10 protein-coding genes are annotated in these 12,489 nt (G+C 71.3%); 9 read left to right on the top strand and 1 reads right to left on the bottom strand.

Annotated elements, in window-relative coordinates; all coding sequences use genetic code 11:
* Positions 1–29: 29 nt before the first annotated feature.
* Positions 30–974 carry an aminoglycoside phosphotransferase family protein gene (locus O2L01_RS18550; protein WP_270123498.1) on the bottom strand — a complete coding sequence of 315 codons (945 nt, stop codon included), beginning with the start codon at positions 972–974 and terminating at the stop codon, positions 30–32.
* Positions 975–1,395: 421 nt separating this feature from the next.
* Here O2L01_RS18550 and urtA point away from each other — a divergent pair, with 421 nt between their 5' ends.
* The 9 genes from urtA to O2L01_RS18505 are packed head-to-tail and all read left to right on the top strand — an operon-like array spanning position 1,396 to position 12,452.
* Positions 1,396–2,667 (top strand): urea ABC transporter substrate-binding protein, encoded by a 1,272-nt coding sequence (urtA, locus tag O2L01_RS18545; RefSeq protein ID WP_270123497.1) that lies wholly within the window; start codon positions 1,396–1,398, stop codon positions 2,665–2,667.
* Between the two features lie 28 nt (positions 2,668–2,695).
* Positions 2,696–3,580, top strand: a complete 885-nt coding sequence (gene urtB / locus O2L01_RS18540; protein WP_270123496.1) for an urea ABC transporter permease subunit UrtB — start codon at positions 2,696–2,698, stop codon at positions 3,578–3,580.
* Entirely contained in the window at positions 3,577–4,653 is a 1,077-nt protein-coding gene (gene urtC / locus O2L01_RS18535; RefSeq protein WP_270123495.1) for an urea ABC transporter permease subunit UrtC, read from the top strand. Before urtB ends, urtC begins: the two co-directional genes overlap by 4 nt.
* On the top strand, positions 4,650–5,438 hold the full coding sequence (urtD, locus tag O2L01_RS18530; RefSeq protein WP_270123494.1) for an urea ABC transporter ATP-binding protein UrtD: 789 nt from the start codon (positions 4,650–4,652) through the stop codon (positions 5,436–5,438). The genes urtC and urtD overlap by 4 nt, the downstream gene beginning before the upstream one ends.
* Positions 5,422–6,129 carry an ATP-binding cassette domain-containing protein gene (locus O2L01_RS18525; RefSeq protein WP_270123493.1) on the top strand — a complete coding sequence of 236 codons (708 nt, stop codon included), beginning with the start codon at positions 5,422–5,424 and terminating at the stop codon, positions 6,127–6,129. The genes urtD and O2L01_RS18525 overlap by 17 nt, the downstream gene beginning before the upstream one ends.
* Positions 6,126–6,866 carry a GntR family transcriptional regulator gene (locus tag O2L01_RS18520; protein ID WP_270123492.1) on the top strand — a complete coding sequence of 247 codons (741 nt, stop codon included), beginning with the start codon at positions 6,126–6,128 and terminating at the stop codon, positions 6,864–6,866. Before O2L01_RS18525 ends, O2L01_RS18520 begins: the two co-directional genes overlap by 4 nt.
* 7 nt (positions 6,867–6,873) lie before the next feature.
* Entirely contained in the window at positions 6,874–10,449 is a 3,576-nt protein-coding gene (gene uca, locus O2L01_RS18515; protein WP_270123491.1) for an urea carboxylase, read from the top strand.
* Positions 10,450–10,466: 17 nt separating this feature from the next.
* Positions 10,467–12,164, top strand: coding sequence for an allophanate hydrolase (gene atzF / locus O2L01_RS18510; RefSeq protein WP_270123490.1), 1,698 nt, complete (start codon positions 10,467–10,469; stop codon positions 12,162–12,164).
* A gap of 9 nt (positions 12,165–12,173) precedes the next feature.
* Positions 12,174–12,452, top strand: coding sequence for a ribosomal protein L7/L12 (locus O2L01_RS18505; protein WP_270123489.1), 279 nt, complete (start codon positions 12,174–12,176; stop codon positions 12,450–12,452).
* The last annotated feature ends 37 nt before the right edge of the window (positions 12,453–12,489 follow it).

Raw genomic sequence — 12,489 nt, 5'->3', positions numbered from 1 at the left:
ACTCGCCCGCGTCCACCCGCGCCGAGCCGTCAGCGGCCGCCGATGAGGCGTTCGGCGACGGCGAGCTTGTCGCGGCCCCACTCCTGGCCGAACTCGAGGACCCACAGGCCCGTCGCGACGCGCTCGATGAAGCCCCACTCCCAGATCGCCTGCCAGTCCACGCCGGTCGCATCGGCGAGTAGCGTGCACAGCCGCCGGGTGAAGGCGAGCGGGTCGCGCGAGGCGGCGATCTCGTCGTCCCAGTCCCGGAGGATCACGCCGAGGTCGTAGGCCGGCTCGATGGCCCCGCCGTCAGGGTCGATGAACACGAACCCGGCCTCGGCGCCAGGCCTGGGCTCCTGCACCTGGAGTGCGTTGCCCGCGTGCGGGTCGCCGTGGGCGTTGACGCACCGGTCGGGATCGTGTGCGGCGGAGCGGCGGTCCGCGTAGCGAAGCGCCAGGTCGACCACCTTGGCGGAGCAGGGCTTGCCGTACGCACCCCAATGGTGCTCGATCATCGCGGCCAGGTCGCCCGCCTTGCGCTCGCCGAACCACAGTGTCGCCTCGTCGACCGGGATCGACCAGGCCTGGGCGAGAACGGCACCGAGGACGCCGAACAGCCGCGCGGGTGCGGGCTTGAGGCTGGCGAGTGACGGCCCCAAAGCTTCGAGCAGGATCGCCTGCCGCTCGCGGTCGGCGGCGTGGACCCGGGCGTAGCCGTGGCCTCGCGCCCGTTCGAGCACGTCGATCTGGTTGCGCCGGTGATCGAGCGGAAGATTCAGCTTCAGGACGGCGGGGGTCCCGTCCTCGCGCACCGCACGGGCCACATAGCCCTCATTCGCGTCGGGCAGCGGTTCGCCGACGGTGATCGACCAGCGCGTCTCGAACTCGGCGACGAGGTCCGGGAGTTCGGCGAGCCATCGGCGGCAGGCGTCGCCGCTGTGCTCGGCGCGGCTGCGGAGGGTGGGGGAGGGCTGGACGGTGTGCGTCGGCATTCCTGGATCCTGGCCGGTTCCGGATGGAGGGTCAATCCGTTAAGGGCGGTGGTGGCGGCACTCGCTCGGGAAGACCTGGGACAGGCGGGCTTCGAGGATCGTTTCGGCGGCTTCGTGCAGGGCCGGTCTGCCAGGGCGCGTTCGGGTTCGGTTGCGGACCCGCCCGTTGGATTGATGTTCGTCGATGTTTTCTCACCCGTGCCGCCGCGAGGCGGTGCGGGCTTTTTTACGCGCCCGCAACGGGAGTTCATCCACGCGTGCTTGACGTGAACGGCGGTGAAACATCGCGCCCATAGCTTGTACCCATAGCGGATACGACGCTGTATACGCACCTGTACACCGCCGCTGCCTGCGACGGTACCCCTTGCAGGCCCCGGTCCCCATCGAGCCGGGACTCACCGCGCGAAAGGTCGAACACCGCATGCCACAGCGTTTCACGTTCACTGCCCGAGATCTCACCCGAACCTTCGCCGCCGCCGCGGCCGTCGCCGCGCTCGTCGCGACCTCCGCGTGCGGTTCCCGCGCCGGCGAGGAGACCGCCGCCGCCGAGTCCTGTGTCGACACTTCCGGCGACACGATCAAGGTCGGCGCGCTCAACTCCCTCTCCGGAACCATGGCCATCTCCGAGACCACCGTCCGCGACGCCATCTACCTCGCCGTCGACGAGATCAACGCCGCCGGCGGCGTCCTCGACAAGAAGATCGAGATCGTCGCCGAGGACGGCGCGTCCGAGCCGACCGTGTTCGCCGAGAAGGCCGAGAAGCTCATCCGCGAGGACTGCGTCGCCTCGGTGTTCGGCGGCTGGACCTCGGCCTCCCGCAAGGCGATGCTCCCGGTCTTCGAGGACAACGACTCGCTGCTGTACTACCCGGTCCAGTACGAGGGCCTGGAGGCGAGCGAGAACATCTTCTACACCGGCGCCACCACCAACCAGCAGATCATCCCCGCGCTCGACTACCTCGCCGAGACCGGCGTCAAGTCGCTGTACCTGGTCGGCTCCGACTACGTGTTCCCCCGCACCGCGAACGCGATCATCAACGCCTACGCCGAAGCCCACGGCATCGAGATCCTCGGCGAGGACTACGTGACCCTCGGGTCCACCGAGTTCTCCACCATCGTCAACCAGGTCAAGTCCGCCGGGGCCGACGCGGTGTTCAACACCCTCAACGGCGACTCGAACGTCGCGTTCTTCCGCGAGTACGCCAACGTCGGCCTCACCGCCGAGGAGATGCCGGTCATGAGCGTCTCGATCGCCGAAGAGGAGGTCGGCGGCATCGGCGTGGAGAACATCGAGGGGCAGCTGGCGGCCTGGAACTACTACCAGACCGTCGACTCGCCGGCGAACACCACGTTCGTCGAGGCGTTCAAGGCCGAGTACGGGGCCGACCGCGTCACCTCCGACCCCATGGAAGCCGCCTACAACTCCGTGTACCTGTGGGCCGCAACGGTGGAGAAGGCCGGTTCGTTCGCGGTCGCCGACGTCCAGGCCGCCGCCGACGGCGTCTCCTTCGACAGTCCTGAAGGCACGGTCGTCATCGACGGCGAGAACCACCACGTCACCAAGACCGCGCGTATCGGCGAGATCCATGCCGACGGCCTGCTGTACACCGTGTGGGAGTCCGAGGGCCCGATCGACCCCGACCCGTTCCTCGACGGCTACGACTGGGCCGCCGACCTCCAGGTGAGCAACTAATCATGCGGGCGATCAGGAAGGAGACACCGTGGACCTCCTCGTAGGGCAAGTGTTCACCGGGCTGAGCACCGGTTCGATCCTGCTGCTGGCGGCGCTGGGCCTCTCGCTCACGTTCGGCCAGATGGGCGTGATCAACATGGCGCACGGCGAGTTCATCATGGCCGGCTGCTACACCGCGTACGTGACGCAGCAGCTCGTCGGGGACGCCGGGGCGTCCCTCCTGATCGCCCTCCCCGTCGGGTTCCTCGTCGGCGGGGCGATGGGCCTGATCCTCGAGGCCGTGCTCATCCGCCACCTCTACCACCGGCCGCTCGACACGCTCCTGGTCACCTTCGGCGTCGGCCTGGTCCTGCAGCAGGTCGCGCGGGACGTGTTCGGGGCCCCGGCGGTGAACGTCACCGTCCCCGAGGCCCTGCGCGGCGGCGTCGACCTGCTCGGCACCACCGTCCCGAAGACGCGGCTGTTCATCCTCGCGCTGGCGGTCGTCGCCGTCACCGCGGTGACCCTGGTCCTGCGGTTCACGCCGGCCGGGCGGCGCATCCGCGCCGTCGTCGGGAACCGCGACCTCGCCGAGACGGCCGGGATCTCCTCCCGGGCGGTCGACGCGGGCACGTTCTTCATCGGCTCGGGCCTGGCCGGGGTCGCCGGGGTCGCACTGACCCTCATCGGGTCGACGAGCCCCACCACCGGCCAGTCCTATCTGGTCGACGCGTTCCTCGTCGTCGTCGCCGGGGGCATGGGCCGGATCAAGGGCGCGGTGGTCGCCGCGGTCGCGCTCGGCACGTTCCAGGCGGTGTTCGAGACGTACTCGACCGCGTCGCTGGCGAAAGTCGGCGTGTTCATCGTCATCGTCGTCTTCCTCCAACTGCGCCCCCAGGGCCTGTTCACGCTGCGGACGAGGAGCCTCGCATGACCCGTTTCCTCGCGACGCGCGCCGGCATCTGGACCGGGTTCGCCGCCGCCGCCCTCGTCCTCTTCGGCGCGGCCCCGCTCCTCCTGTCGGGGTTCCGGCTCGGCCTGTTCGCGCAGTTCCTGTGCTACGCGATCGTCGCCGTCGGCATCGGCCTCGCCTGGGGGCGAGGCGGGATGCTCACCCTCGGCCAAGGCGTGTTCTTCGGCATGGGCGCCTACCTCATGGCCATGCACATGAAGATGGCCGACGCCGAATTCCGCAATGGCCCCGGGTCGGTGCCGGACTTCATGGAACTCGCCGGGATCCGCGAACTCCCCGCCTACTGGGCGCCGTTCAGCTCCCCGGCGTTCACCATCGCGGCGATCCTCATCGTCCCGACCGCGTTCGCGGTGCTGCTCGGGTTCGCCGTGTTCAAACGCCGCGTCAAAGGCGCCTACTTCGCGATCCTCTCCCAGGCCCTCGCCGGCGCCTTCGCGATCCTCCTCATCGGACAACAGTCCATGGGCGGGTTCAACGGCCTCTCCCGGTTCCGGTACTTCTTCGGGTACAACCTCGACGACCCGGTCAACCAGCAGATGCTGTACTTCATCGCCGCCGGGGTCCTCCTCGTCGTCGTCGCGGTCGCCCTCCAGCTGCGCCGCTCCCGCTACGGGGAGCTCCTCGTCGCCGTCCGCGACGCCGAAGAGCGCGTCCGGTTCCTCGGCTACGACGCCGCCAACATCAAAGTCGTCGCCTACGCGACCGCCGCGCTGTTCGCCTCGGTCGCCGGAGCGATCTTCGTGCCCGTCGTCGGCATCATCTCCCCGGCCAGCATCGGCATCGTCCCCTCCATCATGTTCATCCTCGGCGTCGCCATCGGCGGCCGCGCCAGTCTCGTCGGACCCGTCGTCGGCGCCCTCGCCGTCGCCGCCGCCCAGACCGCCCTCTCCGAGCAGTTCCCCTCCGCGTGGACCTACGCCCAAGGGCTGCTGTTCATCGTCGTCATCGCCCTGCTCCCCGGCGGCATCGCCTCGATCGCCGCCGCCACCAAGCGGTTCCGCAAGGAACCGGCCACCGCGGAGGCCACAGCATGAGCACGACCGCACTCACCTGCAAGAACATCGAAGTCGACTTCGACGGGTTCAAAGCCGTCAACGGCGTCGACCTCACCCTCGACCGAGGCGAAGTCCACTTCCTCATCGGCCCCAACGGCGCCGGCAAGACCACCCTCGTCGACGCCATCACCGGCCTCGCCCGCTACACCGGCTCCGTCACTAAAGACACTGCTGGAAAAGGCGCGGTCGAGCTGCGCGGCAAGAAGGTCCACCACATCGCCCGCGCCGGCATCGGCCGCACCTTCCAGACCGCCACCGTCTTCGAGAACCTCACCGTCGCCCAGAACCTCGACATCGCCGCCGGCGCCGGACGCTCCCCCTGGACCCTCCTGCGCCGCCGCGCACACCTGCCGGCGAACGTCACCGCCGTCATCGAACAGATCGGCCTCCACGAGCACGCCGACACCCCCGCGGGGATCCTCGCGCACGGCCAGAAGCAATGGCTCGAGATCGGCATGCTCCTCGTCGGCGACGCCGACGTCCTCCTCCTCGACGAACCCATCGCCGGCATGGGCGCCGACGAACGCGAGACCACCGGACGGCTCCTCCACGACATCGCCGCCACCCGCGCCGTCGCCGTCGTCGAGCACGACATGGACTTCATGCGCGCCTTCGCCTCCCGCGTCACCGTCCTCCACGCCGGCACCGTCCTCGCCGCCGGCACCGTCGACGACGTCTCGAACGACCCGCGCGTCCAAGAGGTCTACCTCGGCACCACCCACACCGAGTCCGACATGGAGCCCGCCGATGCTGCGACTGCGTAACCTCACCTGCGGCTACGGCCGCACCCCCGTCGTCCACGACGTCTCCCTCGACATCGGCGCCGACGAAGTCGTCGCCGTCATGGGCCACAACGGCGCCGGCAAGACCACCCTTCTGCGCGCCGTCGTCGGCCTCATCCCCGTCATGTCCGGCACCATCGAACTCGCCCGCCCCGACGGCACCTACGAGACCATCAACCGCCGCCCCGCCAACAGACGCGTCAAAGCCGGCATGGCCTACGTCCCCCAAGGCCAGCAATGTTTCGCGCACTTGACGGCAGGCGAGAACCTCCGCCTCGTCGCCGACGGCCGCAGACACGGCAAGACCCTCATCGACACCCAGCTCGACCGCTTCCCCGCCCTCCGGGGCCTCCTCAACCGGCAGGCCGGACTCCTCTCCGGCGGCCAGCGCCAGCAGCTCGCGATCGCCCGCGCGCTCATCACCGAACCGCGCCTGCTCATCCTCGACGAACCCACTGAGGGCATCCAGCCGAACGTGGTCGCCGAGATCGAGTCGACCATCGTCGACCTCGCCCGTGATGGCGGCCTCTCGGTGCTGCTCGTGGAGCAGCACCTCGGGTTCGCGTTGCAGGCCGCGGCCCGGTTCTCGGTGCTGCGGTCGGGGCGGGTGGCGTCCACGGGGGCGACCGGGGACGGTGCGGTCGAGCGGGTGCGGGAGGCGATGGCGATATGAGCGGCTACACGGCTTTGCCGGACATGGAGGGGCCGCTCGCGGCGCGCGTGTACGTGGCGTTGCGGGCGGATCTGATGGCGGGGCGGTACGAGCCGGGCAAGCGGCTCGGTGAGGAGCGGTTGGCCGGGAACTACGGGGTGTCGCGTACGCCGGTGCGGGAGGCGTTGAGCCGTTTGTCGGCCGACGGTCTCGTGTCGCGGGAGGTCGACGGGTTGTATCCGTATCGGCCGCGGATCGACCAGTTGAACGACTTGTACGAGGTGCGGTTGACGCTTGAGCTGCGGGGGTTGGCGCGGGCGGCTTCGGATCCGGAGGTCCGGCACGACGCGGACCTGCTGGGTCCGGAGTTGGAGCGGTGGTACCGGTTGCGCGAGGCTCCGCCGGGGCCGGACGCGGGGTTCGTCGAGTCGGATGAGCGCTATCACCTGACGCTGCTGGCTGCGTCGGGGAACGTGCAGTTGGCGGAGTCGCTGAAGGTGGTGAACAACCGGATCCGGCCGGCGCGGATGTTCGACTACTTCACCGCGGAGCGGATGGCCGACACGATCGAGGAGCATATCGCGATCGCCGAGGGCGCGCTCGAGGGCCGGTACGAGGAGGCGACGTCGATTCTGACTCGCCACATCGAAACTTCCAGGTCTATTGTGGTCGGTCGCGCTGAGGCGGCCTTGACGTGGGCGCATCTGGCGAACGCCGTCCGCCCCTTAACCGTTCCACCCCATCGTTTTCGAGAGTGAGAGTGTCGTGTTCGACCGCATCCTGATCGCCAACCGGGGCGAGATCTCCCGGCGCATCACCCGCACCGCCCACCGGCTCGGCGTCAGCACGGTCGCCGTCTACTCCGAGGCCGACGCGGCCTCGTTGCATGTGCGCGAGGCGGACGCGGCGGTGTGCGTGGGCCCGGCCGCGCCGGCCGAGTCGTATCTGAATGTGGATGCGATCCTGTCTGCCGCGAAGGACACGGGCGCGCAGGCCGTGCATCCGGGGTACGGGTTCCTGGCTGAGAACGCCGAGTTCGCGCGGCGTGTCGCCGAAGCCGGCTTGGTGTTCATCGGTCCCACCCCGGGGCAGCTCGAGCTGTTCGGCGACAAGGTGACCGCGCGCGAGGCCGCCACCGCCGCGGGGGTGCCGCTCGCGGCGGGCACGGCCGCGCTCCCCACCGTCGAGGCCGCCGTCGCAGCGGCCGCGGCGGTGGGGTTCCCGGTGATCGTGAAGGCCTCGGCCGGTGGCGGCGGCATCGGCATGCGCGTCGCCGAGGATGCCGGCGCGCTCGCCGAGGTGTTCGCGACGGTGCAGCGGCTCGCGGCCGACAACTTCGGGGACGATGCGGTCTACCTCGAGCGGTATGTGCGGCGGGCTCGGCATGTCGAGGTGCAGGTGTTCGGTGACGGGGCCGGGCGTGTCGTCTCCCTTGCCGACCGCGACTGCACCCTGCAGCGCCGTCACCAGAAGGTCATCGAAGAGGCGCCCGCCCCGAACCTTCCTGCGCGCGTGCGGGATGGGATGCATGACGCGGCGCGGGCCCTGGCGGCGTCGGCGCGGTACCGGTCGGCGGGCACTGTCGAGTTCATCTACGACGCCGAGCGTGAAGAGGCGTCGTTCCTGGAGTTCAATACGCGTCTGCAGGTCGAGCACCCGGTGACCGAGCAGATCCTCGGCATCGACCTGGTCGAGTGGATGATCCGCGCCGCCGCCGGGGACACCGGGTTCCTCGACGGCCTGCCCGACACCGGCCCCGAGATCGCCGGCGCGGCGGTGGAGGCGCGCGTCTACGCCGAAGACCCCGCCCGCGACCACCTGCCCTCGGCGGGGCTTCTCACCTGCGTCGACCTCCCCGCGACGGCCAGGGTGGACACGTGGATCGAACGGGGCCTGGACGTCCCGGCGACCTACGATCCGATGCTCGCCAAGATCATCACCACCGGCGCCACCCGCGCCGATGCCTGGACCAAGCTGGCTGCGGCTTTGGGCGAGACCAGGATCGAAGGCGTGCACACCAACCTCGGGCAGCTCCGTGCCGCCGCCGCCGACGAGCGCGTCGCCGCGGTCACGCACGACACCTCCACGGTGGCGACGATCGAGGACGCGTCGCCGCGCATCGACGTGGTCGCCGCCGGGGTCCTCACCACCGTGCAGGACTGGCCCGGCCGCATCGGCCACTGGCAGGTCGGCGTCCCCCCGTCGGGGCCCATGGACGACTACTCGTTCCGGCTGGGCAACCGCGCCCTCGGCAACCCCGAGGGCGCCCCGGGCCTGGAATGCACCATCACCGGCCCCGCCCTGCGCTTCAGCGCACCCGCCACGGTGTGCGTGACGGGCGCGCCCGCGCCCGTCACCCTCGACGGCGACCCCGTGGCGCAGTGGGAGCCGATCCGGGTGCCCGCCGGGGGCGAACTCGCCGTCGGTGCCATCGCCGGCGCCGGCGCCCGCACGTACGTGCTGTTCCAAGGCGGCCTCGACGTCCCGACCTTCCTCGGTTCGGCGTCGACGTTCCCGCCCGGGCGGATCGGCGGCTACACCGGCGACCAGCTGCGCGTCGGCGACCGGCTCCTGCCCGCCGCCACCGGCCATCGCGACGCCGCCTCCGTCCCGGCCGCCGACCGTCCCGCGTTCGGGCACGAGTGGACGCTCGCCGTCACCCCCGGCCCCCAGCCCGCCCCGCACTACTTCACGACCGCGGACATGGAGCGGATCTACGCTGCCGACTGGTCCGTGCAGGTCCACGCCGGACGCTCCGGCGTCCGCCTCGACGGGCCCCGCCCGCAGTGGGCGCGCACCGACGGCGGCGAGGCCGGCCTCCACCCCTCCAACCTCCACGACAACCCGTACTCCGTGGGCACGGTCAACTTCACCGGCGACACCCCGGCGCTTCTGGGCCCGGACGGGCCCAGTCTCGGCGGGTTCGCGTGCCCGTTCACCGTCACCACCTCCGACCGGTGGAAGCTCGGGCAGCTGCGCCCCGGCGACATCGTCCGCTTCCTGCCCGTCGCCGAGACCGAGGCCGACCGGCTCCGCGCGAACCCCGTCGCGCGGCCGGTCCCGCTCGTCAACGCCCAAAAGGACACGGCGACGCTCGCCGCGATCGACCCCGACGGCGACCGGCCCGCCGTCGCCTACCGCCGCGCCGGCGACGACGCGGTCCTCCTCGAATACGGGCCCATGCACCTCGACCTGGGTCTGCGCATGAGGGTCGGCGCCCTCATGGACGCCCTGGCCGCCGCGAATCCGAAGGGCCTCATCGACACCACCCCCGGCGTCCGCTCCCTCCACCTCCACGTCGACCCGGACGTCCTGCCCATCCGCGCCCTCACCGGGCTCCTCGTCGAACTCGAGCAGGACCTGCCCGACATCGACGACATGACCGTCCCCTCCAGGGAAGTGCGGCTCCCGATCTCCTGGAACGACTCGGTCGTCGACGAGGCCATCGCCCGCTACTCGACGAACGTCCGCGACGACGCCCTGTTCAACCCCTCCAACATCGAGTTCATCCGCCGCATCAACGGCCTCGACGCCATCGAGGACGTCGCGGCGATCGCCACCAGTGCCGAATGGCTTGTCCTCGGCCTCGGCGACGTCTACCTCGGCGCCCCCGCCGCCGTCCCCGTCGACCCGAGGCACCGGCTCGTCACCACCAAGTACAACCCCGCCCGCACCTGGACCGCCGAAGGCACCGTCGGCATCGGCGGCTCCTACATGTGCATCTACGGTATGGACTCGCCCGGCGGCTACCAGCTCGTCGGCCGCACCGCCCCCATCTGGGCTGGCCTGCGCGACCTCGCGTCCTTCCACGACGGCCTCCCGTGGCTCCTCAGGTTCTTCGACCGCGTCGTGTTCGAACGCGTCAGCGAAGACGAACTCGCCGAGACCCGCCGCGAACTCGCCGCCGGCCGCACCGAGATCGACATTCGCCCCGGACAGTTCGCCTACGCCGACTATCGGCGCCTCCTCGCCGACAACGCCCACAGCATCGAGGCGTTCCAGAGCCGCCAGGCCGCCGCGTTCGAAGCCGAACGGCAGCGCTGGGCCGACGCCGGCGAATTCGACCGCGACCACACCGAACCGGCCCCCCACACCGGCCACGCCGTTGACCTCGCCCCCGGCGAGACCCTCATCGAAGCGCCCATGGCCGCCAGCGTCTGGCGCGTCAACGTCACCGCAGGCGACCAGGTCACCGCCGGCGACACGGTCGTCGTCCTCGAAGCGATGAAACTCGAGATGCCCGTGACCGCCAGCGCGAGCGGCACGGTCACCCGCGTGCTCGCCCGGCCCGGCGAACAGGCCGCGCCCGGCACACCGCTGCTCGTGATCGCCGCACCATAGGCGACAGTGGACCACCAGTGGACAACCAGACAGGGGACTACGTGAACACCAGCGCGACCCGACGCGTCGAGACCGCCCTCGCCCGCCTCGCCGAAGCCGACCGGCCCGAGGCGTGGATCGCCGTCCGCGACCCGGGCGACGTGCTCGCCGAGGCGGCGCGGGTCGACGCGGCCGTCGCCGCCGGCGGCGACCTGCCGCTCGCGGGGACCGTGTTCGCCGCGAAGGACAACATCGACGTCGCCGGGCTCCCCACCACCGCCGCCGCCCCGTCCTTCGCGTACCGGCCGGTGCGGGACGCGACGGCCGTGGCGCGGCTGCGCGCGGCGGGGGCGATCTGCCTGGGCAAGACCAACCTCGACCAGTTCGCGACCGGCCTGGTCGGTACCCGCAGCCCCTTCGGGGCGGTGCGGGCCGCCGCGGACGCGGCCCTGATCTCCGGCGGGTCCTCGTCGGGGTCGGCCGTGGCCGTCGCGCTCGGGATCGCGGACTTCGCGCTCGGCACGGACACCGCCGGGTCCGGGCGCGTCCCTGCGGCGTTGAACGGGCTCATCGGGATCAAGGCGACGCTCGGGCTCGTCCCGGTCGACGGCGTCGTCCCGGCCTGCGCCTCCTACGACTGCCTCACCGTGTTCGCCCCCGACCTCGCGCTCGCCACGACCGCGATGCGCACCATGACCGGACCCAGCACGCTGGACCCGGCGTCACGGGTGTGGCCCGCGGACGCGCCGCTCGCCGCGCCGCCGGTGCCGCGGGTCGCGGTCCCGCGCGCGGCGGCGCTGGCGCCGCTCGACCCGGACTTCCAGCCCCTGTGGGAGGCCGCGGTCAAGGAGTGCCGTGCGGCGGGTGCCGAGATCGCCCCGATCGATGTCCAGCCGCTGCTGGACGCGGCGCTGCTGCTGTATGAAGGCGCACTCGTGGCCGAACGGTTCGCGGCGTTCGGCGCGCACCTCGACAGCGACGACGCCGACCCGACGGTGGCGGCGATCGTCCGGTCCGCGGCCGCGTTCTCCGGCGCCGACCTCGTCGCGGACCAGCAGCGGCTGCGCGCCGTCCGCCGCGAAGCCGCGACGCTCCTCGAAGGGTTCGACGCGCTCCTGCTGCCGACCGCGCCCCTGCACCCGACCCTCGATGCGGTCGCGGCCGACCCGATCGGCGTCAACGCACGGATGGGCACCTACACGAACTTCGTGAACCTGCTCGACATGGCCGCGGTGGCCGTCCCCGCCGGGACCGCCGGCACGAAGGGGTTCGGCGTCAGCCTCATCGTCCCGGCCTTCCACGATCAGGTCGCCCTCGACCTCGCCGCCCGCCTCCAGCGCACCGACCCGCCCCTCTACGTCACCGAGGGCGCGGATCTGGTCGTGTTCGGCGCGCACCTCACGGGCATGCCCCTCAACCACCAGCTCACCGGTCTCGGCGCCCGCTACACCGGCGACATCCTCACCGCACCCGCCTACCGGATGTACGCGCTCGACACGGTCCCGCCGAAACCCCTCGTCGTCCGCACCGGGACGGGCGGGGCGAGCCTGCCGGGGGAGCGGTGGCGGCTCAGCCCCGCCGCCCTCGGGGCGTTCCTCGCCGCGCTCCCGGCGCCGATGAGCCTCGGCAAGGTCGAACTCGCCGACGGCACCTGGGCCACCGGGTTCACCGCCGCCGAGGCCTCCGGCACCGACATCACCGCGGCCGGCGGCTGGCGGGAGCACCTGCGGCCGTAGGGCTCTAGCATGGGCGGCACCGACATCACCGCCGAGATCCGAGGAGCACCCGTGCGATACGACCCGACCCTGCAGGCCCTCGCCCGGATCGAGCGCAAACTCGACCTGGTCATGCAGCACCTCGACATCCGCGACTACGCCCCGACCGAACCCGACCCGTTCGGGGAGGTCCGCGACCTGATCATGCGCGGCAAGAAGATCCAGGCGATCAAGGTCTACCGCGAGATCACCGGCACCAGCCTCAAAGACGCCAAGGACGCCGTCGAGCGGATGGAAGCCGGGCACTGACCCCGCACCCCCGGGCCCGGCACCGGTGTGCCGGGCC

Source organism: Glycomyces lechevalierae, from assembly GCF_027622945.1.
GTDB classification, from domain to species: domain Bacteria; phylum Actinomycetota; class Actinomycetes; order Mycobacteriales; family Micromonosporaceae; genus Glycomyces; species Glycomyces rutgersensis.
This window is presented reverse-complemented; position numbering and strand designations above follow the sequence as displayed.